Source organism: Vibrio sp. V30_P3S12P165, assembly GCF_009904905.1.
GTDB lineage: Bacteria > Pseudomonadota > Gammaproteobacteria > Enterobacterales > Vibrionaceae > Vibrio > Vibrio fujianensis.
In genome coordinates this window covers 70,721-96,834 of the sequence record NZ_WXWH01000036.1, presented here as the reverse complement: position 1 = coordinate 96,834, position 26,114 = coordinate 70,721, and the positions used below count along the sequence as shown (strand labels likewise).

The 26,114-nt window shown below is 43.5% G+C and carries 27 protein-coding genes; 5 read left to right on the top strand and 22 right to left on the bottom strand.

Going from position 1 to position 26,114, the window contains the following annotated elements; translation table 11 throughout:
- Positions 1-8 precede the first annotated feature (8 nt).
- The 13 genes from CAG57_RS07725 to trmJ form a co-directional block, all read right to left on the bottom strand.
- Positions 9-905 (bottom strand): RodZ domain-containing protein, encoded by an 897-nt coding sequence (locus tag CAG57_RS07725; RefSeq protein WP_161427918.1) that lies wholly within the window; start codon positions 903-905, stop codon positions 9-11.
- Between the two features lie 462 nt (positions 906-1,367).
- Complete coding sequence (locus tag CAG57_RS07720; protein WP_099611907.1) at positions 1,368-2,489, bottom strand: bifunctional tRNA (adenosine(37)-C2)-methyltransferase TrmG/ribosomal RNA large subunit methyltransferase RlmN; 1,122 nt, start codon at positions 2,487-2,489, stop codon at positions 1,368-1,370.
- Positions 2,490-2,678: 189 nt separating this feature from the next.
- Positions 2,679-3,113, bottom strand: coding sequence for a nucleoside-diphosphate kinase (gene ndk, locus CAG57_RS07715; RefSeq protein WP_161427919.1), 435 nt, complete (start codon positions 3,111-3,113; stop codon positions 2,679-2,681).
- Between the two features lie 81 nt (positions 3,114-3,194).
- Complete coding sequence (gene pepB, locus CAG57_RS07710; RefSeq protein ID WP_099611905.1) at positions 3,195-4,487, bottom strand: aminopeptidase PepB; 1,293 nt, start codon at positions 4,485-4,487, stop codon at positions 3,195-3,197.
- 328 nt (positions 4,488-4,815) lie between these two features.
- Complete coding sequence (gene iscX / locus CAG57_RS07705; RefSeq protein WP_099611904.1) at positions 4,816-5,010, bottom strand: Fe-S cluster assembly protein IscX; 195 nt, start codon at positions 5,008-5,010, stop codon at positions 4,816-4,818.
- 59 nt (positions 5,011-5,069) lie between these two features.
- Entirely contained in the window at positions 5,070-5,408 is a 339-nt protein-coding gene (gene fdx, locus CAG57_RS07700) for an ISC system 2Fe-2S type ferredoxin (RefSeq protein ID WP_161427920.1), read from the bottom strand.
- Positions 5,409-5,418: 10 nt separating this feature from the next.
- Positions 5,419-7,272, bottom strand: coding sequence for a Fe-S protein assembly chaperone HscA (gene hscA, locus CAG57_RS07695; RefSeq protein WP_161427921.1), 1,854 nt, complete (start codon positions 7,270-7,272; stop codon positions 5,419-5,421).
- Between the two features lie 21 nt (positions 7,273-7,293).
- Positions 7,294-7,806, bottom strand: coding sequence for a co-chaperone HscB (gene hscB / locus CAG57_RS07690; RefSeq protein ID WP_099611901.1), 513 nt, complete (start codon positions 7,804-7,806; stop codon positions 7,294-7,296).
- Between the two features lie 112 nt (positions 7,807-7,918).
- A complete protein-coding gene (gene iscA, locus CAG57_RS07685) occupies positions 7,919-8,242 on the bottom strand; it encodes an iron-sulfur cluster assembly protein IscA (protein ID WP_099611900.1) in 324 nt (107 codons plus the stop codon).
- Between the two features lie 64 nt (positions 8,243-8,306).
- The gene (gene iscU, locus CAG57_RS07680; protein WP_099611899.1) at positions 8,307-8,687 is read right to left on the bottom strand and encodes a Fe-S cluster assembly scaffold IscU; all 381 of its coding nucleotides are present in this window, start codon (positions 8,685-8,687) and stop codon (positions 8,307-8,309) included.
- A 36-nt stretch (positions 8,688-8,723) separates the two neighbouring features.
- Positions 8,724-9,938: an IscS subfamily cysteine desulfurase gene (locus tag CAG57_RS07675; protein WP_099611898.1), complete on the bottom strand. Its 1,215-nt coding sequence runs from the start codon at positions 9,936-9,938 to the stop codon at positions 8,724-8,726.
- Positions 9,939-9,965: 27 nt separating this feature from the next.
- Positions 9,966-10,487, bottom strand: coding sequence for a Fe-S cluster assembly transcriptional regulator IscR (gene iscR, locus CAG57_RS07670; RefSeq protein ID WP_099611897.1), 522 nt, complete (start codon positions 10,485-10,487; stop codon positions 9,966-9,968).
- A gap of 119 nt (positions 10,488-10,606) precedes the next feature.
- Positions 10,607-11,341, bottom strand: a complete 735-nt coding sequence (trmJ, locus tag CAG57_RS07665; RefSeq protein WP_161427922.1) for a tRNA (cytosine(32)/uridine(32)-2'-O)-methyltransferase TrmJ — start codon at positions 11,339-11,341, stop codon at positions 10,607-10,609.
- A 17-nt stretch (positions 11,342-11,358) separates the two neighbouring features.
- Between trmJ and CAG57_RS07660 the strand changes: the two genes are divergently transcribed.
- Both CAG57_RS07660 and suhB read left to right on the top strand, forming a co-directional pair.
- A complete protein-coding gene (locus CAG57_RS07660; protein WP_161430758.1) occupies positions 11,359-11,550 on the top strand; it encodes a hypothetical protein in 192 nt (63 codons plus the stop codon).
- Positions 11,551-11,688: 138 nt separating this feature from the next.
- Positions 11,689-12,492 (top strand): inositol-1-monophosphatase, encoded by an 804-nt coding sequence (suhB, locus tag CAG57_RS07655; RefSeq protein ID WP_099611895.1) that lies wholly within the window; start codon positions 11,689-11,691, stop codon positions 12,490-12,492.
- A gap of 72 nt (positions 12,493-12,564) precedes the next feature.
- Here the strand turns inward: suhB and secF are convergent, their stop codons facing one another.
- The 5 genes from secF to queA all read right to left on the bottom strand — a co-directional run bounded on the left by secF (position 12,565) and on the right by queA (position 18,083).
- Positions 12,565-13,512: a protein translocase subunit SecF gene (gene secF, locus CAG57_RS07650; RefSeq protein WP_161427721.1), complete on the bottom strand. Its 948-nt coding sequence runs from the start codon at positions 13,510-13,512 to the stop codon at positions 12,565-12,567.
- Positions 13,513-13,526: 14 nt separating this feature from the next.
- Positions 13,527-15,380 carry a protein translocase subunit SecD gene (gene secD / locus CAG57_RS07645; RefSeq protein ID WP_161427722.1) on the bottom strand — a complete coding sequence of 618 codons (1,854 nt, stop codon included), beginning with the start codon at positions 15,378-15,380 and terminating at the stop codon, positions 13,527-13,529.
- Positions 15,381-15,401: 21 nt separating this feature from the next.
- Positions 15,402-15,734 (bottom strand): preprotein translocase subunit YajC, encoded by a 333-nt coding sequence (yajC, locus tag CAG57_RS07640; RefSeq protein WP_099611893.1) that lies wholly within the window; start codon positions 15,732-15,734, stop codon positions 15,402-15,404.
- Positions 15,735-15,837: 103 nt separating this feature from the next.
- Positions 15,838-16,977 carry a tRNA guanosine(34) transglycosylase Tgt gene (gene tgt / locus CAG57_RS07635; protein ID WP_099611892.1) on the bottom strand — a complete coding sequence of 380 codons (1,140 nt, stop codon included), beginning with the start codon at positions 16,975-16,977 and terminating at the stop codon, positions 15,838-15,840.
- Between the two features lie 53 nt (positions 16,978-17,030).
- Positions 17,031-18,083 carry a tRNA preQ1(34) S-adenosylmethionine ribosyltransferase-isomerase QueA gene (queA, locus tag CAG57_RS07630; RefSeq protein WP_161427723.1) on the bottom strand — a complete coding sequence of 351 codons (1,053 nt, stop codon included), beginning with the start codon at positions 18,081-18,083 and terminating at the stop codon, positions 17,031-17,033.
- Positions 18,084-18,405: 322 nt separating this feature from the next.
- On the opposite strand from queA, the gene CAG57_RS07625 reads away from it, so the two are divergent.
- On the top strand, positions 18,406-18,876 hold the full coding sequence (locus CAG57_RS07625) for a CBS domain-containing protein (RefSeq protein ID WP_099611890.1): 471 nt from the start codon (positions 18,406-18,408) through the stop codon (positions 18,874-18,876).
- A 177-nt stretch (positions 18,877-19,053) separates the two neighbouring features.
- On the opposite strand, the gene aceA is transcribed toward CAG57_RS07625, so the two are convergent.
- The 3 genes from aceA to CAG57_RS07610 form a co-directional block, all read right to left on the bottom strand.
- Positions 19,054-20,364 (bottom strand): isocitrate lyase, encoded by a 1,311-nt coding sequence (gene aceA / locus CAG57_RS07620; protein ID WP_099611889.1) that lies wholly within the window; start codon positions 20,362-20,364, stop codon positions 19,054-19,056.
- A gap of 133 nt (positions 20,365-20,497) precedes the next feature.
- Positions 20,498-22,135: a malate synthase A gene (aceB, locus tag CAG57_RS07615; RefSeq protein ID WP_161427724.1), complete on the bottom strand. Its 1,638-nt coding sequence runs from the start codon at positions 22,133-22,135 to the stop codon at positions 20,498-20,500.
- 592 nt (positions 22,136-22,727) lie between these two features.
- Positions 22,728-23,633 carry a hydrogen peroxide-inducible genes activator gene (locus CAG57_RS07610; protein ID WP_161427770.1) on the bottom strand — a complete coding sequence of 302 codons (906 nt, stop codon included), beginning with the start codon at positions 23,631-23,633 and terminating at the stop codon, positions 22,728-22,730.
- Positions 23,634-23,796: 163 nt separating this feature from the next.
- Here CAG57_RS07610 and CAG57_RS07605 point away from each other — a divergent pair, with 163 nt between their 5' ends.
- Complete coding sequence (locus tag CAG57_RS07605) at positions 23,797-24,408, top strand: peroxiredoxin C (RefSeq protein ID WP_099611887.1); 612 nt, start codon at positions 23,797-23,799, stop codon at positions 24,406-24,408.
- A gap of 255 nt (positions 24,409-24,663) precedes the next feature.
- Positions 24,664-25,413 (top strand): copper homeostasis protein CutC, encoded by a 750-nt coding sequence (locus CAG57_RS07600; protein ID WP_099611886.1) that lies wholly within the window; start codon positions 24,664-24,666, stop codon positions 25,411-25,413.
- Here CAG57_RS07600 and phoU read toward each other — a convergent pair.
- Entirely contained in the window at positions 25,410-26,108 is a 699-nt protein-coding gene (phoU, locus tag CAG57_RS07595; RefSeq protein ID WP_099611885.1) for a phosphate signaling complex protein PhoU, read from the bottom strand. The genes CAG57_RS07600 and phoU overlap by 4 nt on opposite strands.
- Between the last annotated feature and the right edge of the window lie 6 nt (positions 26,109-26,114).

Sequence of the window (26,114 nt, the reverse complement as noted above, 5' to 3'; positions counted from 1 at the left end):
AATATTGTCTAAGGTAAGGTGAATCTAGCTACTTTACCTGAAGTATACCCAGAAAGGTCGATAGGTTCACTCGCAAATGTAACGGAAACGCCCTCAGGCGCACCAAGAATAACTTGTAAGGGTGTTTCTCCCTGTAAATTGACGGTTTGACCGGCTTTTTTTATTCCGGTCGATAACGTTTTCCCCGTGGCATCTTTAACTTGAATCCAACAATCTGCAGAAAAATGCATTGTAAGTAGATTATTGGGCACCGTTTCTACAGCGGCTATCGTTTGATCAGCAATAACTTGAGCTTCAGCGTCATCCTCAATGGAAGCAATGGGTTCAACAGGCTCAATCGCTTCAATATCACTCGTTGATGCCTCTTGCTCTTGCGCTTGAGTTAATTCGCTTACCGTAGCAAATTCAGAACTCGCCTCAACCACTGGTGGTGCAGTATCGATTTCATTTGAGTTAATGGGGAGATTATTGGCTGGTAACAAGCTGTCTTGCTGATTATTTTGCCACCACCAGAGTGAAGACATACCAATAATCACTAAAACAATAATCCAAGTAATGGTCATAATGCGATTATCGTGTTTAGCGCGCTTGGTCTTGCGAGAAAAACTCTGCATTTTTTGTTCTTGAGGCTCGCTTGCACAATTGGCTTCATAAGCATCCATAATATCGAGTTCATTAACACCCACGGCTCTCGCATAAGAGCGCAGATAACCACGAATAAAAGTCGAGACTAAATCAGAATCAAACTGATTCTCTTCGATATTGCGAATAATAGCGGCCCGCAAACGCAAACGATCAGCGATCTGCTTTTGGCTAAGCCCTAATGCCTCACGCTTCTGTTTCAGTAAAGTTCCCGGTTGTATTAATGGCTTATTGTCGATGCTGTTGTCTTGTTCTGTGTTCATCCGCAGTACTAATCTCTTATGTTCTTGTTCACGTCACGTGCTTTGGCTTGTTTTTATATTGATTGTTCGTTGCGTAAAGCAAGCGTAACTTGAACAGGGAAAATTTAATGATCCTTTTTCACTTGCAAGCAATGACTTTGCTAAATAGCTCACCATATTTTAATCAATAGGGCGAATAAGCGTTGTCCTAATCCCCAAGCGATTGGGATATCACGTATATTCTATTCGATATTAAACTCGAACGCAGTGTTAGAAATCATTCTAATGGATATTAAGCGCTAAACAACATTGATTTGGGAAAGAAATTACAGCCAGGTCAATATTTTTCGTTAAATTGACATGAAAACGTAACAAAAACACGCCCCAAACAGGGTCAATGTTAAAATAAGAGGATGATCATTGGACTTATTGGGACATCGGTATTCCCGATAAGGCAGAACTGAATCTGCCTTATCTCATAGATTAAATTGCTTTGACTGGAATCATTTGCTCTGCCTGTGCCTTCAATTTTGTCCGCTTAGTTCGGTCGATAACCTCTCCCACTAATTGTCCACATGCAGCATCAATATCATCGCCTCGCGTTTTACGGACTGTTACCGTATGTTCATATTGCATCAGCGTTTTTTGGAAACGATCAATCCTTGAATTGCTTGGTTTTTTATAAGGCGAACCAGGATAAGGATTAAACGGGATTAAGTTGATCTTACAAGGCGTATCTTTCATTAATTGAGCCAGTTCATGCGCGTGCTCGGTGCCGTCATTAACATGATCAAGCAAGACATACTCTACCGTTACTTTGCCACGGTTAGCATTGGATGAAGCAATATAACGACGAACTGATGCCAAGAAATCTTGGATATTCCACCGATCATTGATCGGCATAATATCGCTACGCAATTGATCATTGGGAGCATGTAAAGAAATCGCTAAGGCGACGTCAATTTGTCCCGTCATTTGATCGAGTCCAGACACCACACCAGAGGTCGAGACGGTGACACGGCGTTTTGATAACCCAAAACCTAGATCATCTAACATAATTTCTAACGCTGGGATCAGGTTTTTCATGTTCAACAGAGGTTCCCCCATCCCCATCATCACCACATTGGTAATAGGACGTCGGCCTGTTTCTTTTTCTAAACCGATTTCACGCGCAGCCCGCCAAACTTGGCCAATAATTTCAGATACACGTAGATTTCGGTTAAAACCTTGCTGAGCCGTTGAACAGAATTTACATTCTAATGCACAGCCAACTTGAGAGGAGACACACAAGGTGGCACGGTCTTCCTCTGGGATATAGACGGTTTCAACATCTTGATCTCCAACACGCATCGCCCATTTTATCGTTCCATCATTAGAGTGCTGAGCCTGAGAGACATAAGGGGCTTTAATTTCGCAATTTGCTTGTAATTTCTCGCGTAATGTCTTGTTGATATTGGTCATTTTTTCAAAGTCATCACAACCAAAGTGATAGATCCACTTCATGACTTGATCGGCACGAAAAGCTTTTTCACCTAACTCTTCAGCAAAGTAGGTACGTAAGCCTTTACGATCAAAATCGAGTAGATTGACTTTTTGCATGGTCATGTGGCCTCTCAGAGATGGAACAAGAATTAAGGGCGCGAATTGTACAGCCTTTATGCAGTCGCGACAAGAGCCGAAAAACCTTGCCATAAGTAGGTGTTTGACACGTTATCCCTAGGGCCTGTTGACTAAACCTGATACACACAAAAGGCCCGATTACACCGAGGGCCTTTAAATAAAACGATTAAAAAATCAAGAATCTAATCGTAAGCAAATTTCACTTTCAGGAAAGAAAAACTCGATTTCACGCGCCGCTGACTCTGGGCTATCACTGCCATGCACCGAGTTATAACGCATACTCAAGGCATAATCAGCTCGTAGCGTACCACAAGCAGCATCTTCTGGGTTGGTGGTTCCCATTAACTCTCGATAGCGAGAAATCGCATTTTCTCCCTCAAGTACCTGAACCATGATCGGGCCTGATGTCATGAATTTTTTCAATTCAGCAAAAAAGGGTTTGCCCTCATGCTCAGCATAAAAACCACTCGCTTGCTGCTCGGTTAAGTGCACCATTTTAGCGGCAATGATCCGTAGCCCTGCTTGCTCAATACGGTGATAAATTTCACCAATTAAGTTACGCTTTACTGCATCCGGTTTAATAATAGAAAATGTTTTTTCAAGAGCCATTAAATATCCTTCTAGTTCTTATCGTTATAAGAAGCCTAACTTAATAGGCTTCTATTTCCTTTATGATAGGAAGGTAAAAAATTATTTCGCCTGTTCTACTAGTAGGCGTGCAAGCGTTTTAACTCCCATCGCGGTTGCTCCAGCGGGCCATTTGTCACTCGCCGATTTACGATAAGTTCCAGCACAGTCAAAATGCAACCATCCTTGTTGATAATTATCAACAAAATAAGATAAGAATGCCGCTGCGGTACTCGCTCCTGGTGAGTAATCGCCCGATGAGATGTTAGATAAATCGGCAAAATTAGACGGTAGCATATCACGGTGAAATTCAGCTAAAGGCAAAGGCCATAAGCCTTCGTGCTCTTCTTTAGCGGCATTAAGAGCTTGATGCGCTAATGACTCATCAAAGCTAAGCATGGCATGGTAATCATTACCTAACGCATTTTTCGCCGCTCCGGTCAGCGTCGCACAATCAATAATGAGCGTAGGTTTTTGTTCTGAGGCATAAATAAGCCCATCAGCCAAAACCAAGCGTCCTTCGGCATCGGTATTCATGATTTCTACCGTTTTACCATTTTTATAAGTAATCACATCACCTAATTTCAGCGCTCGTCCAGAAACCATATTTTCAGCACAGCATAAAATCAGCTTAATTCTTTTATTTACGCCTCGCATCATCGCCAGCCCAAGAGCCCCTGTGATGGTCGCCGCTCCCCCCATATCTGATTTCATGGCAGACATAAAATTCGATGGTTTTAAGCTGTAACCACCTGAATCAAATGTAATTCCCTTCCCGACGAGACAAGCGAAAACTGGCGCATTCTCATCACCTGTCGGGTTAAAATCTAATTGTAACATTGCAGAGGTGCGTTCTGAGCCTCGGCCTACTGCAAAAATACCTTCCCAGCCTTCCGTTAATAGATCTTTATCTTTGACGATACGATAAGAAACCTGCTCTGGCGCTAATGATTTGATAAATTCTGCGGCCATGGTCGCCAGTTGACGCGGGGCGACCTCTTCTGCGCTTTTATTGATGATGTCTCGTGTCCAATCGGCAACTTTAATACGAGCTTGCAACTCTGTTTGTGCGGTTTTTTCTAGCTCGCTCCATTCCAGTACATTCTTCTTCTTCGCATCACGATAGCCTTGATAGAATGCCCAAATGGTTTCAAGCGTCCACTCATTGCCTTGTAAAGATAGATGGCGTAATCCTTGATTATCAAATTTACGCGCCGCACGTTGAATGCTGTCAATATCATTGGCTGTCGTAAGATGGATGACAGCAGCTTGTTCGGAAAATGAAATCAGTGCTTTTTCTCCCCACTGAGGCAGGGCTGGTTCTAAACTAATTCGTACCGACATTGGTGTAGACATGGTTTCTCCTTGTCTTTTTATATGATGTTATTCCAAATACTCTTTATACCATTTTGACTTGCAGATGCAGTGATGTGGGCTGGGTTTGTTTATCCAATCATATAGTCGGTCTATGCTGATAGGGATAAACTCACTGGCCGAGAACCTGCCGCTCCAAGTCGTTTGGCGATATGATCGCTTTAGCCAATCACTGGACTATATTCTCGACCATACCAAATGATTCACTTTTAAAGGTACTTTTTCTGTAAAAAGTGGTTACTTGATAAAAAAACGGACCATCAGGCCCGCTTTTTAGCATACTCACTCGACTCAAATTTGAGCGTGGATTTTAATCTCGCTCATCCATCCAACACAGGATAATAGCTTCAAGAATTTTTTCATTTGAACGATCAGGATCATCATTAAAATCATCCAAATCTAAAATCCATTGGTGTAGATCAGTAAAGCGTACATTTTGAGGTTCGACATCAGGATATTGTTCACAAAGTTCAATGGCAATGTCCCGTGAGTCTGTCCATTTCATAACAAGCTCCCTAGTGTAATTCATCCCCTTTAGATAAAAAATGAGGGAATGAGCATAAATTAATGATCTTCTTTCGCGTGATTCAGTGAATATTTGGGAATTTCGATCACTAAATCTTCATCAGCCACTTTTGCTTGGCAACTCAAACGAGATTCGGGCTCTAACCCCCAAGCTTTATCTAACATATCATCTTCAAGCTCGTCACTCTCATCTAAAGAATCAAACCCTTCACGGATAACGACATGACAGGTAGTACAAGCACAAGATTTCTCACAAGCATGTTCAATATGAATACCATTTTTTAAGGCTACATCAAGCACACTGTCACCACGATTGGCATCCAAAACCGCACCATCGGGGCATAAAGTATCATGAGGCAATACGATAATTTTCGGCATATTTTTTCTCTCAAATTTCATCAACAGAGTGGCCAGCTAATGCCGCTCGAATGGATTTATCCATACGACGGGAAGCAAACGCTTGGCTCACTTTATCCGTCTCTTTAATCCCTTGCTCAATGGCATCAGCGTCGTCGCCATTGCGAAGTTCAATGAGCGATTCTATGGCGGCAAGTAATGTTTCACGCTCTTGAGCTGTCAATAGCTCGTCACCATCGGCTTGCATTGCGGCAATTAAGCCCTCAATCACCCGATCCGCTTCAACTTTTTGTTCAACCAGAGCCCGGGTTTGCATGTCTTCTTTAGCATAAGCCATCGAGTCTTTTAGCATTTCAGCCACTTCGGTATCGCTTAAGCCGTAGGAAGGCTTAACTTGTATTTCAGCTTGAACCCCTGTGCTTTTTTCCATAGCGGTGACAGAGAGTAAGCCGTCCGCATCCACTTGGTAGGTCACTCGAATGTGAGCTGCACCAGCAGTCATTGGGGGAATGCCTTTTAATGAAAATCGAGCGAGTGACCGACAGTCATTCACCAACTCACGCTCTCCTTGCACGATATGGACGCTCATGGCCGTTTGTCCATCCTTAAATGTGGTAAATTCTTGGGCACGAGCAACCGGAATGGTGGTATTCCGTGGAATGATTTTTTCCACCAATCCCCCCATGGTTTCAATGCCTAATGAGAGGGGAATAACATCCAACAGCAACATTTCTGCATCGGGTTTATTACCGACTAATATGTCAGCTTGAATCGCAGCGCCAATCGAGACCACCTCATCCGGGTTAATCTCGGTAAGAGGGGGGCGACCAAAAAATTCCCCGACTAATTCTCGGACTAATGGTGTACGGGTTGATCCACCAACCATGACCACTTGCAAGACCTCTTTCGCACTGACCTGAGCATCTTTCAATGCCCGACGACACGACAGTAGCGTTTTTTTGATCAGTGGTTGGATCAACTCATTTAACTTGCTGCGCGTTAGCTCTCCTTGCCAACCGAAAACTTCGATATTGGTTTTATTTTGCTCAGTTAAAGCGATTTTTGCTTGCGTTGCGGTATCGAGCAACACTCGGCGTCTATCCGCACTCAATGGTGCGGATAAGCCAATTTCGGTTTGCAAATATTCGGCAATAAGGTGGTCGAAATCATCACCACCTAAAGCGGAATCGCCCCCCGTTGCTAAGACTTCGAACACACCTTTTGATAAGCGTAAAATCGAAATATCAAAGGTTCCACCACCTAAATCATAAACGGCAATAACGCCTTCTTGGCCAGAATCTAGCCCATAAGCGATTGCCGCAGCAGTCGGCTCATTGAGTAGGCGTAAAACGTGTAATCCAGCGAGATTGGCCGCGTCTTTGGTGCCTGCCCGCTGAGCATCATCAAAGTATGCTGGAACCGTAATCACTACCCCTGCCAGTTCACCACCTAAGTGATTCTGTGCTCGCTCAGCGAGCTTTTTCAAAATGTCGGCAGAGACTTGAATCGGATTTTTATCCCCTTGTGGGGTTTGAATCATAGGTAAACCTTGTTCACTCGATTTAAAGTGATAAGGCAATTGGTTATAACGGGTTTCGATATCTTTTAGCGAACGACCAATCAGACGTTTCACCGAGATGATGGTATGCGCAGGATCATGCTCTGCATGCTCACGCGCAACATCACCAACCAACGTCTGTTCATGAGCGTAATGCACAACCGAAGGTAGAATCTTCCGGCCTTGTTCATCGGCTAAAGGCGTCGCAATGCCGCTTCGAACAGAGGCGACTAGAGAGTTAGTTGTCCCCAAGTCGATCCCCGCGGCCAATTTATGTTGGTGAGGGGCCGAACTTTGACCGGGTTCTGCAATTTGAAGTAATGCCATGGATCGGTCCTTTTATTTGAATTAGCCGAGCAGTTTTTCTTCGACTCGTTCTATTTCAGTTTTTAATTTGGCAATAAATTTTAATTTACGGACAGTATCAGCGGCCTGCTGCCACTGTTCGCTATTTAGTTCAAGCTCGACCTGTTGTAAATGCGCTTGATAAGACTGTGTAACTTGGGTTTCAAAAGCCCATAGTGCATCTTCATTGGGAGCTTGTGCTAATAATTCCAGCTCTTCCCTTAGTTCCATTTGTTCCATCAAAAAGTGGGCGTCTTGCAAGGTTTGCTGTTCTCCGGCTAAGGTTATGTCATATTGCGTTAGCAAATATTCAGCACGAGCAATTGGATTTTTCAATACTTGATAAGCATCGTTAATTTCGGTCGCTTTTTGTACCGCCATCAGACGATCACGCTCAGATGCGGTTGCAAAATTATCTGGGTGAAATCGTTTTTGCAACTCACGGAACTGAGAAGAAAGAAGGCTACCATCCAGTTGATACTGAGTTGGTAGCCCAAATAGTTCAAAATAATTCATTAGTTTTTGGTCCTTCTACCGTCGCTAACGCTGGATCAATGGATGGCGTTTCTCTTATGCCCTAAAAAAGTATCTGATGACTTATTGATGATCAAACTAACGGTGTCTGCCATTAAACATTGAAGCTTTCCCCACAACCACATTCACTTTTTGCATTCGGATTATTGAATTCAAAGCCTTCATTCAAGCCTTCTTTTTTATAATCAAGTTCAGTGCCATCTAGATAGACTAAACTTTTCGCATCAATAATCACTTTGACTCCGTGATCTTCGAAAACTTGATCATCTTCGTTTAGCTCATCAACAAATTCGAGCACATACGCCATACCTGAGCATCCTGTCGTTTTCACTCCTAAGCGTAAACCGAGCCCTTTTCCTCGGCTATCTAGAAATGATTGAACTCGATTTGCTGCGGTTTCTGTTAACGTTATGGCCATACTACAACCTTGCTGGTCAATGAATAAAAGAGTAGGAGCAGAAACTCTGCTCCTAAATAAATGACTATTGGTGTTTTTTCTTATAATCGGCAACGGCCGCTTTAATCGCATCTTCAGCTAAAATAGAACAATGCACTTTTACCGGTGGTAGTTCTAACTCTTCTGCGATTTCGGCATTTTTAATCGATGCCGCTTCATCGATTGATTTCCCTTTGACCCATTCAGTGACTAAGGAACTCGATGCGATAGCACTACCGCATCCATAAGTTTTAAATTTTGCATCTTCAATAATGCCTTCAGGAGACACTTTGATTTGCAGTCGCATCACATCACCACAGGCGGGGGCACCAACCATACCGCTCCCGATGGATGGATCTTCTTTATCAAAAGAACCAACGTTACGTGGATTCTCGTAGTGATCAATAACTTTTTCGCTGTATGCCATGATAGTTACCTCGCATCCTCTATACTGGTGGAATAATTAGTGATGAGCCCACTCAACACTGTTTAAATCCACTCCTTCTTTATACATATCCCATAGAGGAGACATGTCGCGTAGTTTATTTACCGCGACACGAATTAATTCGATCGCGTAGTCTATCTCTTCTTCTGTCGTAAAACGACCGAATGAGAAACGAATAGAGCTGTGTGCTAATTCATCATCTAAACCTAAGGCACGTAAGACGTAGGAAGGTTCTAAGCTGGCAGAAGTACACGCACTACCAGAAGATACCGCTAGATCTTTTAATGCCATTAACAAGGATTCACCTTCGACAAAGGCAAAACTGATATTGAGGTTATGAGGAACTCGCTGGTCGAGATCACCATTAATGGTTACCGCTTCCATCTCTTTCACACCATTCAATAACCGTTCACGAAGCGTCTTTGCATGATCATAGTCTTGCTTCATCTCTAGCTTGGCAATACGGAACGCTTCGCCCATACCAACGATTTGATGGGTTGGTAAGGTTCCCGAACGAAAACCACGTTCATGACCACCACCGTGCATTTGCGCTTCAAGTCGAATGCGTGGTTTGCGACGAATATATAATGCGCCAATCCCTTTGGGGCCATAAATTTTATGTGCTGATAATGAAATTAAATCAACTTTCATCGCCTGAACATCAATGGCAATTTTACCTGCTGATTGAGCAGCGTCGACATGAAAAATGATTTTCCGTGAGCGACATAACTCACCAATGGCAGCAATATCTTGAATCACGCCAATTTCATTATTAACATGCATAATCGACACAAGAATTGTGTCATCACGCATGGCTTCAGCTAATTTATTTATATCGATTAAGCCGTTACTTTCCGGCTCAAGGTAAGTAACTTCGAACCCTTCACGTTCCAATTGGCGAGTGGTATCAAGAACTGCCTTATGCTCGGTTTTACATGTAATAATATGCTTACCTTGCTTTGCATAAAAATGCGCAGCACCTTTAATCGCTAAATTATCAGATTCGGTTGCACCGGACGTAAAAACAATTTCACGCGGATCCGCATTCAATAGATCAGCGATTTGCTCACGAGCCGTATCGACAGCCTCTTCTGCCTGCCAGCCATAACGATGCGATCGCGACGCTGGGTTACCAAACGTTCCATCCATTGTCATGTACTGAACCATCTTTTCAGCAACCCGAGGATCTACAGGGCATGTTGCTGAATAGTCTAAATAAATAGGCAGTTTCATTTTCTACTCCAGTGTAAAACATTGCCGCTATGAGCGAACGTTAAGGCCAAGGGGGGCGGCACCAATCGTGACAGATTTAGAATTTTTATGGCCGAACCCTTGGTTAACCGAAAGGTCCATACCTTGTCGGTCGGAAATTTGTAAGACTTCATTATCCATCATTAACTCACCAAGAGTGATGTTATTTAAGAAGTCACTAATACGTGAGCTTAAATCACGCCATAATGTGTGGGTAAGACAGCGCATGCCACCTTGGCAATCACCTCTACCGCTACATTTTGTCGCATCAACCGACTCATCAACCGCAGCAATTACAATACCAATTGAAATGGTGTCGGCATCAGCACCTAATCGATAACCGCCGCCAGGGCCTCGGACACTAGCAACCAAGCCTGCTTTACGCAATTTAGAAAATAGCTGCTCTAAATACGACAGCGAAATGCCTTGCCGTTCAGAAATATCCGCTAATGGTACTGGGGTTTGCTGCGAATGTAGAGCCACATCTAACATGGCTGTCACCGCGTATCTTCCTTTAGATGTAAGTCTCATATCACACTGTATCCACATTGACTATGTAGAATACATTCTTTCATACCTGACTAAATTGGTCAAGTATTTAGTTGACCAATTTAGTCAGGTATTTAACCCCATCAATTTAGTGGTCATAATCATTGCGACTTATCGATTAACGACTTTTCTACTGCGGTCAGAATTCCTCTTAAAATATTAATTTCTTGAGATTCAGGACGCGCTCGACTAAATAAACGTCGCAACTTATTCATCACCTGACCCGGTTGTTGAAGAGAGATAAAATCGGTTGTTAACAGCACAGTTTCTAAATGCTGATAAAACATTTCCAGCTCTTTATGTCGAGGGTAATCCACCTCACTCGGCGGAGAAAACTGTGTTTGCTGTTGAGTTAAATAAGCGACGCGAATCTCATAGCATATCGTTTGAACGGCCATTGCTAAATTCAATGAGCTGTATTCAGGGTTGGCAGGGATACACACATGATAATGGCAGCGTTGCAGCTCTTCATTGGTTAACCCTGTCCGTTCACGCCCAAAAACGACGGCAACCGAGTGGTTTTTTCCTTCAATTGCAAATTTTTCACCACACTGACGAGGTGTGAGCATCGGCCATTCTAAGGTTCGAGAACGTGCACTACTTCCCACGACTAACGGACAATCCTCAACGGCTTCACTCAAGGTTTTGGTCACCTTTGCGTTGAGTGCTATATCACTCGCTCCGGCCGCTAAAGCTATTGCTTGGGCATCAATTTCACATTGCGGATCAACCAAAACCAGTTGACTCAATCCCATTACTTTCATAGCTCTAGCAGCTGAACCAATATTTCCAGAATGAGAAGTTCCAACTAAAACGACTTTTACATTATCTAACATAAGATGAACAGAGCCTATTGAATATACCTAAACAACTTTTTAATCCACGAATTGATTTAGTGATGCATCTCACTTCAAGTTACTGTTCGATGATGAATAACGCGATTTTTATCAGCATCGATAACGCGATAATTGAAGAACAGCCACATCTGCAACACATACCAGCAGAAAAGGCATCAAGTCGCTTAGATTTAATCGCCATAGCCTAACATAAACTTGACTAAAATGGTCAGACCCTTTCTCTCTTTATGCATTGGTCGAGCAAAAAATAACCACTTCCTTTTTGTCGTAGTTTTGCTATACTCCGCTCCGCTTTTTCGTTCTTTAACATCCGTTGGGAAACTCGTATGCATCCTATGCTAAATATTGCTATTCGCGCAGCGCGAAAAGCAGGCAATCATATTGCTAAATCTCTAGAAAATGCTGACAAAATTGAATCCATTCAAAAAGGCACCAATGACTTTGTTACTAATGTAGACAAAGAAGCCGAAGCAATGATCATTGCCACCATTCAAAGCTCTTATCCTGAACACTGTATCGTGGCAGAAGAAAGCGGTCTTATCGAAGGTAAAGATAAAGACGTACAATGGATCATCGACCCACTGGATGGCACCACTAACTTTGTGAAAGGTTTACCACATTTCGCTGTTTCAATTGCGGTACGCATGAAAGGCAGAACTGAAGTGGCATGTGTTTATGACCCGATGTTAAATGAGTTATTTACTGCTCAACGTGGCTCTGGTGCTCAATTAAATAATGCTCGTATTCGCGTTAAACCGCTAAAAGATCTCCAAGGTGCTGTACTCGCCACCGGTTTCCCATTTAAGCAAAAACAACATTCAGAATCTTATATCAACATCGTTTCTTCACTCTTTGTCGAGTGTGCTGATTTTCGTCGTACAGGCTCTGCAGCATTGGATCTTTGCTACCTAGCCTCAAACCGTGTTGATGGCTATTTTGAGCTTGGATTAAAACCATGGGACATGGCCGCTGGCGAATTGATTGCTCGTGAAGCGGGGGCAATTTTGACTGATTTCGCAGGCGGTACTAACTACATGCAATCAGGTAATATCGTTGGCTCAAGTCCACGAGGCGTGAAGGCTCTGCTTCAGCATATCCGAGACAATGGTAATAGTGCGATTTTAAAATAACGACACCGAAGGCTATAACAAAAAACCGCTGCACAAGTCAGCGGTTTTTTTATCGTTATCTGTTATGCTCGATTACGGTAACTCATCGAGTTGTGCACCTTCTTTTTCTACCTGCTGAGGTAGAAGATGTTCACGCGTAATCCCTAGCTTCAAGGATAAGGCAGAAGCAACATAGATGGAGGAATAAGTCCCCACGGTAATACCGAGCAACAACGCCGTCGCAAAACCATGAATATTCGCCCCACCTTGGACAAATAGAGCAATAACAACAAATAAGGTCGTCCCAGAGGTAATTAAGGTTCGACTTAACGTCTGAGTAATCGAGTTATTAATAACCTCTACGGGTTCACCTTTACGGAGTTTGCGAAAGTTTTCTCGAATCCGGTCAAATACAACGATGGTATCATTCAATGAATAACCAACGACCGTTAGCAACGCCGCCACAATGGTCAGATCAATTTCGATTTGAAGGAACGAGAAAATACCGAGCGTAATCATCACATCGTGAGCAAGTGAAAGTACCGCACCAGACGCAAGACGCCACTCAAAACGCATCGAGACATAAAGCAAAATACAGATCAATGAAGCGAGGATTGCCAATCCTCCCGCCTCTGCGAGTTCATCGCCAACATTCGGCCCAACGAATTCAATACGTCGCATGTCGACATGCTCACCAGTACCTTCTTCAATCGCACTGAGGATTTGATTACCCAGCGTTTCGCCAGCAATACCTTCCCGTGGGCGTAAACGAACCATGACATCGCGTGCTGAACCAAAGTTTTGCACCGTGGCATCGCCAAAACCCTTCGCCTCTAGTGCATCACGAATTTGGTCTAAATGTGCGGGCTGCTCAAAACCCACCTCAATCAGAGTTCCCCCTGTGAAATCTAACCCCCAATTTAATCCCTTCGTCGCTAAGGTAAAAATCGAGGCTCCAACCATTAATAATGATAAGAGAAACGTAAGTTTCGACCAACGCATAAAGTCGATCGTTTTCTCTGCTTTAAGAATTTGAAACATAATGATTCCTAGCCTTAGATCGACAATTTGTTGATACGTTTACCGCCATACAATAAATTGACAATACAACGAGTGCCAATAATTGCAGTAAACATGGAGGTTAAAATACCGATAGACAGCGTCACCGCAAAACCTTTAATCGCGCCAGTACCCACAGCAAACAAGATAATCGCTGTGATTAGCGTAGTAATGTTAGCATCCGCAATGGTACTAAAGGCATTCGCATACCCTTGGTGAATCGCTTGCTGAGGATTACGACCTTCCCGTAGCTCTTCTCGAATACGCTCGAAGATAAGTACGTTTGCATCCACCGCCATACCGACCGTTAAAACGATACCCGCAATACCCGGTAAGGTCATGGTTGCGCCCGGAATCATCGACATCACACCGATAATTAACACAAGGTTTGAAACCAAAGCCACGTTAGCAATTAAGCCAAATTTACGATAGTAAAGCGCGGTAAAGATCATCACCGCCAACAAACCCCAAACACAGGCTTGAATGCCCATATCAATGTTTTGCTGCCCCATTGAAGGACCAATCGTTCGCTCTTCGACAATCGAAATCGGTGCGATCAAGGCACCAGCACGCAGTAGCAGCGCTAAGTTATGCGCTTCTGAAACAGAATCAATTCCGGTAATTCGGAAGTTGCGACCTAATGCCGACTGAATCGTCGCTTGGTTAATCACCTCTTCGTGTTTTTCAAGAATGACTTTACCATCGGCATGACGTTCGCCACTGTCTTTATATTCAGCAAAGACGGTCGCCATTAGCTTGCCAATATTATTTCTTGAAAATGCGGCCATTTTACTGCCGCCTTCACTATCAAGAGAAATATTCACCTGAGGACGACCATATTCATCGGTACTAGAACTCGCATCAGTAATACTTGAACCGCCTAAAATTACCCGTCTTTTTAATACGACTGGGCGACCATCTCGGTCAAGTTTCACCTCGCTCCCAGCTGGCACACGCCCTGCTGCTGCTGCGGCAAGATCAGCACTAGAATCGACTTCGCGGAATTCAAGCGTCGCCGTCGCACCTAAGATTTCTTTGGCTCGAGCTGTATCTTGTACACCGGGCAGTTCTACCACAATACGTGTTGCACCTTGGCGCTGAACCAAAGGTTCTGCAACCCCTAGCTCATTCACTCGGTTACGTAAAATAGTGATATTTTGCTCAACCGCGTAATTACGAATCTCTTGTAAACGCGCTTCAGTAAACTTAGCTTGTAGCACAAAACGGCCATCATTTTCTGAAGTCACAAACGTCATATCGCGATGGTTCGGCTCGAGAAGTTGCTTCGCTTGAGTCAGTTGATCGGCATCGCGCAAAATCAACTCAACCGAGTCGGCTTGTGCGCGGATAGCTCGATAACGAATTTTTTCATCACGAAGCTCACTACGAAATGCCTCTTCTTGTTGGTTGACCAGTTTGTCCATCGCAGCGTCCATATCTACTTCCATCAGGAAGTGAACACCACCACGAAGGTCAAGCCCCAACTTCATCGGAGCAGCACCGATTGACTCCAGCCAACTCGGTGTCGAAGGGGCGAGGTTTAAAGCAACAATAGTATCGCTACCAAGCGCCTCATTAATCATATCGCGCGCGCTGATCTGCGTATCGGTATCATTAAAGCGGACAAGAATGGAACCATTTTCAAGAGCAATGGATTTATGAGAAAGATGCGCTTTATCGAGCGCCTGAGTGACAGCATCCAGCGTTGACATATCTACAGAGGCGCCTCGCGCCCCTGTAACTTGAATAGCCGGATCTTCACCGTACAGATTTGGAAGTGCATATAAAGCGGAAATGGCAATGGCAAACACGACCATTAAATACTTCCATAACGGATAACGGTTTAACACAGCGAGGATCCTCTAGCTGTTTTACAGAGATTTAAGCGTACCTTTAGGTAACACTGCAGTGACGAAGTCTTTTTTGATCACAACTTCATTAGCGTGATTCAATTCAATTGAAATAAAGTCATTATCATCAGCAATTTTAGTGATTTTGCCAACCAACCCACCACTGGTGAGCACTTCATCTCCTTTCGCCATAGAGGCCATCAAGTTTTTATGCTCTTTAACACGTTTAGACTGTGGGCGGAAAATCATAAAATAGAAAATCACCGCAAACATACCAAGCATGATCAGCATTTCGAAACCACCACCTTGTGATGTACCTTCACCTGCTGCATGAGCGACAGAAATTAGACTCATTGAGAAACGTCCTCTAAGTTATTGTTTGTAATATTATTGGTATTGGGATACACCAAGATAAATTCAAGCCATGATAAGGATAAATTGATCTCGGTGTACACAATTATACTTGTTCAGTTTGTAACGGGGGAACGTCACGTTCACGACGTGCGTAAAACTCCACCACAAACTGCTCAAAGCGATCTTCATCAATCGCACTGCGAATACTCGCCATTAGGCGCTGGTAGTAGCGCAAGTTATGGATGGTATTCAAACGCGCACCGAGAATCTCATTACAGCGATCCAAATGGTGTAAGTACGATTTAGAATAATTTTTGCAAGTGTAACAGTCACAATGCGGATCGAGAGGGGTTGTATCGGTTTTATGTGCCGCATTACGGATCTTGATCACACCACCAGTCACAAATAAGTGACCATTACGGGCATTTCGGGTCGGCATAACGCAGTCAAACATGTCAATCCCACGGCGAACGCCTTCTACTAAATCTTCCGGTTTACCGACACCCATCAAGTAACGGGGCTTATCTTCAGGGAGCTGCGGACACGTGTGCTCAAGGATTCTATGCATATCTTGTTTAGGTTCTCCAACTGCTAAACCGCCCACGGCATAACCATCAAAACCGATTTCCGTTAACCCTTTCACAGAAACATCGCGTAAATCCTCATAGACGCCACCTTGAACAATCCCAAATAGTGAATTCGGATTTTCTAGTTTATCAAAATGATCTCGAGAACGCTGCGCCCAACGCAAAGACATTTCCATCGACTTTTTCGCTTCGTCATGAGTAGCCGGATAAGGGGTACATTCGTCAAAAATCATGACAATATCAGACCCTAAATCCTTTTGAATTTCCATGGATTTTTCTGCATCCATAAAAATTTTCGAACCATTGACTGGGTTACGGAAATGAACCCCTTCCTCGGTAATCTTACGAATATCTCCCAAACTAAACACTTGGAAACCACCCGAGTCAGTCAAAATCGGGCCTTTCCAGTTCATAAAATCATGCAAGTCCCCATGCATTTTCATCACTTCTTGTCCGGGACGAAGCCATAAATGGAATGTGTTACCCAATAGAATTTCAGCCCCTGTATCTGCGACTTCTTCTGGAGTCATTCCCTTCACCGTACCATAAGTACCTACTGGCATAAACGCAGGGGTTTGCACGGTGCCACGTTCAAAAGTCAATTGACCTCGGCGCGCATTGCCATTCTTCTTTTTTAGCTCAAACGTTAATTTCACAAAGCCTCCAATGTCAGAGAAACAGTCTGACGGTCTAAAAGTTCAGGACAAAATTAGTCCAATTTTTTATCAATAAACATGGCATCACCATAACTAAAGAAGCGATATTTTTGCGCTACAGCATGTCGATAGGCAGCCATGGTATGTTCATAGCCAGCAAAAGCGCTGACTAACATAATTAAAGTTGATTCTGGTAAATGAAAATTGGTGATCAAACCGTCGACGAGCTGATATTGGTATCCAGGGAAAATAAATATATCCGTATCACCAAAAAAAGGAACCAGTGCCGTTCCCTTCTTCAATGCATCTTGCGCTGCACTTTCCAATGAACGTACTGATGTGGTGCCAACCGCGATGATCCGCCCTCCTCGGGCCTTTGCCGCCGCAATCGCTTCAACCACCTCTTGTGGTACTTCGACATACTCGGCATGCATATGGTGATCCTGGATGTTTTCTACCCGCACCGGTTGGAATGTCCCAGCCCCTACATGCAAGGTCACATAGGCAAATTCAACCCCTTTGGCTTTAATTTGCTCAAGCAAAGCTTGGTCAAAATGTAAACCAGCGGTTGGTGCCGCGACGGCTCCCGGTTTTTGGTTATAAACCGTTTGATAGCGCTCTTTATCCGCCTCTTCATCCGGACGATCAATATAAGGAGGAAGCGGCATATGACCAATATGGTTAAGGATTTCTAATACCGGCGTTTGCGCACTAAAATGAATCTCAAACAACGCATCATGGCGAGCGATCATGGTTGCATGGTATTCATCTTGCTCTCCCAAATAAAGTTCAGCTCCGGGTTTGGGGGGCTTAGAGCTACGTACATGGGCTAAAATAGAATGTTCATCCAACATTCGCTCAACCAACACTTCTATTTTGCCACCGGTGACTTTACGGCCAAACATTCGAGCAGGAATGACTCGCGTATTGTTAAATACCAGCAAATCCCCCGGCTCTACGTAGTGTAAAACATCGGTAAATGTGCCATCTACCAGAGATCCCGTATTACCATCTAGGCGTAAAAGACGGCTTGAGGTTCTTTGCTCCTTCGGATAACGAGCGATCAACTCATCCGGGAGATCAAAATAAAAATCTGAAACTTGCATGACTCTTTCTTAGTTCGTTAAATTAGCGATGGTTTATTTCGCGGCGCGACAGTATATACCTTAGCGGTATTAAGATACAGGCTTGTACAACCTGTTGATCAATAAACCAAGCAATAGAGTGTAATCAAAAGTGACCAGCGACTCTCTGTTGCTTGCTGATAAAAACAGACTGAACTCTCAGATATTTTACAATAAAAACACTATAGTTTAGCTAGAGGATAAATGTTCAACAGACAAAGCATCGTTATACTACCGTGCTTACAGATACGTGCTTACAGATAAAAACAGGCTTAACGATAAAAAATAGAAAAAGGAGTTGGTTATGATCAAGGTTGAAGACATGATGACACGCAACCCACACACCTTGTTGCGTACACACACTCTGGGTGATGCTCGGCATATGATGGAGGCTTTGGATATTCGTCATATTCCCATTGTTGATGCCAACCGTAAACTACTCGGCGTGGTCACACATCGAGACGTCCTCTCGGCCCAAGAATCGAGTTTATATAACCAACAAACTGAGGCTTCATACACGGAAGAAACCCCTATCTATCAAGTGATGCATACTGGAGTGATGTCAGTTGCGCCTCAAGCGGGTTTAAAAGAGAGCGCCAAATATATGCAAAGGCATAAAGTTGGCTGCTTACCTGTGGTATCAAAAGGTGAATTAGTGGGAATCATCACCGATAGCGACTTTGTAACCATTGCAATTAATCTCCTTGAATTGCAAGAGGATGCAGAGCCTGATGAAATCGAGTTGGATGAAAGTATGGAAGATAATCTCCTCTAAGGTCTGTTGGCCTTTCGCGATTACATTTAATGCCAGTTAAACGCTCATTCAACGGTTAGACAATATACCGCTTCTCTGAGCAAGAAAAGAGCGGCTCTCGCCGCTCAAATTGTGTCGCAACAGCAGTGAGTATCGTCATCTTTTCAGATGATTAAAGCGTACTCTCTTTGAATACCATTAAAATTGATCTTCTTCAGTCGACCCAGTTAGCGCTGTGACAGAAGATGCCCCTCCTTGAATCGTATTGGTCATCTTATCAAAGTATCCAGTTCCTACCTCTTGCTGATGAGCAACAAACGTATAGCCTTTTTCTGCCGCTGCAAACTCTTTGCGTTGTACCATTTCCACATAGTGGCGCATTCCTTCGCCTTGTGCATAAGCATGAGCCAGTTCAAACATGTTAAACCACATGTTATGAATCCCAGCCAAAGTAATAAACTGATATTTATAGCCCATATCCGCCAATTCTTGCTGGAATTTCGCAATCGTCTCAGCGTCTAAGTTCTTTTCCCAGTTAAAGGAAGGAGAACAGTTATAAGCCAATAGTTGTTCAGGATATTGTGCAAGAATCGCCTCTGCAAATTTACGAGCTTCTTCGAGATCCGGTTTCGCTGTTTCACACCACACTAAATCGGCATAAGGCGCGTACGCAAGCCCGCGAGAAATCGCTTGATCAATCCCAGCTCTGACCCGATAGAAACCTTCAGCGGTACGCTCTCCGACAATAAAATCCGCATCATAAGGGTCGCAATCCGAAGTCAGAAGATCTGCTGCATTGGCATCCGTTCGTGCAATCACGAGTGTCGTGGTGCCGGATACATCTGCCGCTAAACGTGCAGCGATCAATTTTTGAACTGCCTCTTGAGTCGGAACCAGTACTTTTCCTCCCATATGGCCACACTTCTTCACCGATGCTAATTGATCTTCAAAATGGACACCTGCCGCTCCCGCCTCGATCATCGATTTCATCAATTCGTAAGCATTGAGTACCCCACCAAACCCCGCTTCAGCATCAGCAACGATAGGAAGAAAATAATCGATTCCACCTTCATCCTGAGGCGATTTACCATTTGACCACTGTATTTGGTCTGCACGACGAAAAGCGTTATTGATCCGTTTAACCACACTCGGTACCGAATCAACCGGATATAACGATTGATCAGGATACATGGTACCTGCGGTATTATTATCTGCCGCCACTTGCCATCCTGAAAGATAAATCGCTTCAATTCCCGCTTTGGCTTGCTGAACCGCTTGTCCACCAGTCAATGCACCTAGACAATTCACATAACCTTTTTTAGCGTCACCATTTACCAGTGACCAAAGTTTATCCGCTCCACGCTGCGCAATGGTATTAGCTGGAGTCACCGATCCCCGTAAATTCACTACGTCTTCCGCACTGTAGGTTCGTTTAACGTTTTTCCAACGCGGGTTGGTTGCCCACTCTTTTTCTAGTGCTTCAATTTGTTGGCGGCGAGTCAATGTCATAATCTATCCCTCTTGTAATAGGTGGCTACAATATCCACGTCTGTTGCTTCCTTTTCGCCATCAGATCCATGCTGGCTGATTTTGAAGATTGTGTTTCACGTTAAGTGTTCATGTGATGACTAAGCTAAGATGGCTAAGCTAAGTAGTCATAACCCGGTATGGTTAAAAAGTTGCTTAACTCATCGCTGGTGGTTAAACGCTCCATCAGGTCAGCCGCTTCCGTAAAGCGTCCGTGATTAAAACGTTCCTCGCCTATTTCGGCTTTCACGACTTCAATTTCTTGCGCGAGATAGGTACGGAACAAGTCTTTCGTTACCACCTGTCCGTTATCTAAAGTTTTTCCGTGTTGAATCCATTGCCAAATAGAGGCTCGGGAAATTTCAGCGGTTGCCGCATCTTCCATTAAGCCATAGATTGGGACACAACCATTGCCTGAAATCCAAGCTTCGATGTATTGCAGCGCAACCCGAATGTTATGCCTCATTCCGTCTTCACTTCGGGGGCCATCACAAGGCTGAAGCAGATCCTCGGCATGGATTGGGGCATCAGACATTCGAGTGACATCCAACTGATTATCTCGCTCACCCAAAACATGATTAAAAACCTCCATTGCCGTATCAGCAAGGCCAGGGTGAGCGACCCAAGTACCATCATGACCATTTTCCGCTTCCAGCATTTTGTCATGTCGTATTTTTTCCAACACTTGCGCATTGACTGCCGGATCTTTTGCTGGAATGAAGGCAGCCATCCCTCCCATTGCCAACGCACCTCGTCGATGGCAGGTATAGATCAAAAGTCGCGAATAAGCATTTAAAAATGGCTTATCCATCGTCACCACTTGACGATCGGGCAATATACGATCAGGGTGTTTTTTCAACGTTTTGATATAACTAAAGATATAATCCCAACGCCCACAATTAAGCCCAACAATATGTTCTTTGAGAGCAAAGAGAATTTCATCCATCTGAAAAACAGCAGGTAAGGTTTCAATTAACACGGTGGCTTTAATCGTCCCAGTGTCTAAACCAAAATAATCTTCTGTAAAATGGAATACCTCACTCCACCACTGTGCTTCTTGGTATGCTTGTAGCTTAGGAAGATAGAAGTAAGGGCCACTGCCTTTTTTGAGTAAAGCTTGATAGTTATTGAAGAAGTACAACGCAAAATCAAATAAAGAACCTGGAATCGCTTGCCCTGCAAAAGAGACATGTTTTTCTTTCAGATGCAATCCTCGCACCCGACAAATTAACACCGCTGGATGCTCTGTTAATTGGTACACCTTGCCATTATCTGGATTGCTATAACTGATCGTACCATTGACGGCATCACGTAAATTCACCTGGCCATCCAATATCTTATCCCAAGCAGGTGCCATAGAATCTTCAAAGTCGGCCATAAATACTTTCACGTTGGCATTTAACGCATTAATCACCATCTTGCGTTCAGTCGGTCCGGTAATTTCCACTCGGCGATTTTGGAGATCTTGGGGTATACCAAGAATTTTCCAGCTCCCTTCGCGAATCTCTTGTGTTTGAGCTAAAAAACCCGGCAGATTACCTTGATCAATCCACGATTGCTGACGCTCTCGCTCGCTCAGTAAAGTGTCCACTCGTGAAGCAAATTGCCCACACAACGCGGTTAAGAAAGTTTGAGCTGCTGGTGGGAAAATAGCCTGATGCTCAGGAGACAAAGTCCCCACCACCTCAAGCCGAGCTTCGGAATTGGGATGTTGATCGTGTAATTGTGACGTCTCTGAAGTTTGAGCAAGCATAACCATTTTCCTTATTGAGTTGGCAAAATACATTTGTAACTTTAAAACTACAAATTATTACTTTTGATATTTCTTATCCTAGGCTGTTTTAGTCTTTATACCGTCTCTTAAAATTGACCGAAACACAAGCTATCCCAAGCTAGACATTAGTATTAAAACTTGATTTAAACCTTACCCTATAAGGCTTTACTATAAAAGAGTAAAAGTTATCAATTGGTTAAATTCGAAGTTTTATTCCGTTTCAACCCTGATCACACCCAACCGATTAAAAATGTAACTTATTACGTAATTTAATTACCAAAAGAAAGCAGAATAAAAAGGCTTAAAACAGACAAGCAGAAGGTGGCTGAGTTGAATAATCTCAATGACAGCAGGAGTGAGAGAGAGAAAATATCAGCAGGTTTAAACAGGGATGTCTGTTATTTATGTAAAATTAACGGTGTGAATTTTTACTATTTTATGAAAGCTTCAAAAATTTATTACTGTAAAATTTGACAATCAAACGGTCACCAATAGTATAAAATACTAAAAAAGCGCACTACAATAGCGCACTTATATTGGTTAATGGCAAAATTTTGCCTACGACTAAACGCTATAATAGCTCTGCCACCACATCCGCTAATTGCTCAAAAGTAAGGTGACGAGATGAACTCGGCCGCCATACCAGACCAATTTCGCGATAAGCTTGTTGACCCGGCGGATCAATAACAACCAAATTTTGATTCTCTAACAAACCATGATCAATGGCCATTTGTGGAATAAAAGTTGTACCAAGTCCGTTAGCCACCATTTGTACTAATGTGTGTAAACTGGTAGCGGTAAATGGATTGATCTTCTCTTTATCTGTTAATTGACAAGCCGATACCGCATGCTCAGTTAAACAATGCTCATGCTCTAGTAAAAAAACCGATTCATCCGGCAAATCATCATACTTAATGGGAACTCGAATACCGTCTGCTTGTTGACGACTAATCACCATTCGAAAAGGATCTCGTCCAACAATACGGCTCTCCATTTGGCCAATATCAATCGGTAACGCGAGAATCAATACATCTAGCTCACCTAAACGTAATGCATGGAGAAGGTGAGCTGTAGTGTCTTCGCGCAGCAATAGATGAAGCTTGGGATAACGAATATTAAGCTCTTGAACCAGATCACACAGTAAAAAAGGAGCAATGGTAGGAATACAGCCTAACTTTAATTGTCCTTCCATCGGGCCGTTTTGGCACTGTTGCCCTAGTTCTAAAAGATCTTTCCCTTTTGCGAGTAACTCCCGCCCCCGTTTCACCACCAACTCACCGGCATGAGTAAAAACCAAAGGGCTTTTCTTATCCTGCTTTTCATACAAGGGACAACCAATTAATGCTTCTAAATTTTGAATGCCCTTGCTTAAAGTCGATTGGCTAACAAAACAACGTGCTGCCGCTTCGCTAAAATGTCGCGTTTCGTGTAAGGTGATTAGGTAATGTAACTGCTTTAAACTTGGCCACTTATTCATAATTTCCACGTTCTTATTCAATCGTTTTTTTCGATTAACTTAATCTATTTAATTCGCTTTTTTTCATACTACACTCTGTACTATAGTTTGTCTCGAATACACAAGGACTGGATAACACAATCTGGTGTTGTCTAGCATTGATCATCATTCTTAGGAGCAAAAAATGGTACTCGTAGGTCGTCAAGCCCCTGATTTTACTGCTGCAGCTGTTCTTGGTAACGGTGAAATCGTTGATACATTCAACTTCGCAGAGTTTACTAAAGGTAAGAAAGCCGTTGTTTTCTTCTATCCACTTGATTTCACTTTTGTTTGTCCTTCAGAGCTGATCGCGTTTGATAAGCGTTTTGAAGACTTCCAAGCCAAAGGCGTTGAAGTAATCGGTGTCTCTATCGATTCTCAATTCTCACATAACGCATGGCGTAACACTGCTATCGAAAATGGCGGCATTGGCCAAGTGAAATACCCACTGGTTGCTGACGTTAAACACGAAATCGTTAAAGCATACGATGTTGAACATCCTGAAGCCGGTGTTGCTTTCCGCGGTTCATTCCTTATCGACGAAGACGGTGTGGTTCGTCACCAAGTCGTCAACGATCTTCCTCTAGGTCGTAACATCGACGAAATGCTACGCATGGTTGACGCGTTAAATTTCCACCAAAAACACGGTGAAGTATGCCCAGCCCAGTGGGAAGAAGGTAAAGCAGGCATGAAAGACAGCCCTGCAGGCGTCGCAGCTTACCTTTCTGAACACACTGACGACTTGGGTAAAAAATAATCCCACAAACAGATAACCCGTGCTCAACTCGGGTTAATGGTTGGACATATAATAAAGCGATAACGCAACGCCAATCAGTTATTAAGTAAAGTCCTCAAAGCCCAAAGCCATTTGCTTTGGGCTTTTTATGCTGGTGAAGAACATAATGAGGAAAAACAAAACCGATAACTTTACCTCGATTCTGCTCTTTAAGAGACAGACTTGTGAGAACATGGCTGTTAAAATTCTGCCTCCTAAAAACGGATGAGACAGGCCATGAACTATCAACTCGAAGTTTGTATTGATAATGTAGAATCATTGCACTATGCCATTCAAGGCGGCGCAACGCGTATTGAGCTTTGCTCTTCCTTAGCCTTGGGCGGATTAACCCCGAGTTATGGATTGATGATACAGAGTGCCAGAATATCTGAGATTCCTATCTATGCCATGATTCGTCCCCGCCAAGGTGATTTTCTTTATAATCAAGAAGAGATCGCTGTGATGTTGGATGATATCGATGCCGCAGCCAATGCAGGGCTACAAGGGGTGGTGTTTGGTGTATTAACCGCGCAAGGTGAAATCCATCATGAGCACAATGCTCGGCTAGTTCAACATGCCAAGCAACGTGGGTTAGGTATCACTTTTCATCGAGCAATCGATCAATGTGTTAATGTTCAGCAAGCATTGAGCACGATCATTGAACTCGGTTTTGAACGGGTCTTAACCTCTGGTCTCGCAGCTCAAGTTGAAGATGGCATTGACACCCTAGCCGATATGGTAACGCTAGCTCAAGGTCGTATAAAAATTATGGCCGGAGCGGGACTCCATGCAAAAAACGTGGCTCGGATTATCCAACACACTGGCGTACAAGAAGTGCATTTATCCGGTAAAACGACTCGCGCCAGTTGCATGCAACTTCAGACGACCCACGCAAAGATGGGACAAGCTGATATTGATGATTTTGTTATCCCAGTCACCAATTCACAAGCGATCGCTGAAGTGGCTAAGCAACTTCAGGCGCTTTAACGCAGAGCATCATCTATCGATTGTTCGCCCAAATGGCGAACATCTTTGCCTTTTACAAAATAGATGATGTATTCACAAATATTCTGGCAGCGATCCCCAACCCGCTCAATCGCGCGAGCAGACCACATGACCTGTAAAATATGAGGAATATTTTTTGGATCCTCCATCATATAAGTCATTAATTGACGAATGACCGCTTCATATTCTTTATCCAATTTATCGTCTTGTTTATATACCTCTGCCGCGGCCTCTACATCCATTCGCGCAAAAGCATCAAGCACTTGGTGCAACATTGCTATCGCTTGACGACAAAGCGGTTCTAAAGAAACTTGGAATTGACGCTGTTTAATATTTGGACTTTCAATGACCACATAAGCCATCTTGGTCGCGACATCACCAATCCGCTCTAGGTCAGTGATCGTTTTAATAATGGCCATAATCAACCGGAGATCTTTCGCTGTCGGCTGGCGCTTAGCAATAATTCGAGTGCAGGCTTCATCAATCGACACTTCCATTTCATTGACTTTATGATCTTCACTGACCACTTTACGGGCTAAATCAACATCATCCTTATGCAGCGCTTGCATAGCAAAAGACAACTGTTGCTCGACCAGCCCTCCCATGGTTAGCACATGGGTACGAATCGACTCCAGTTCGATATTAAATTGCCCAGAGATGTGTCGTCCTAGCTGCATATTTAC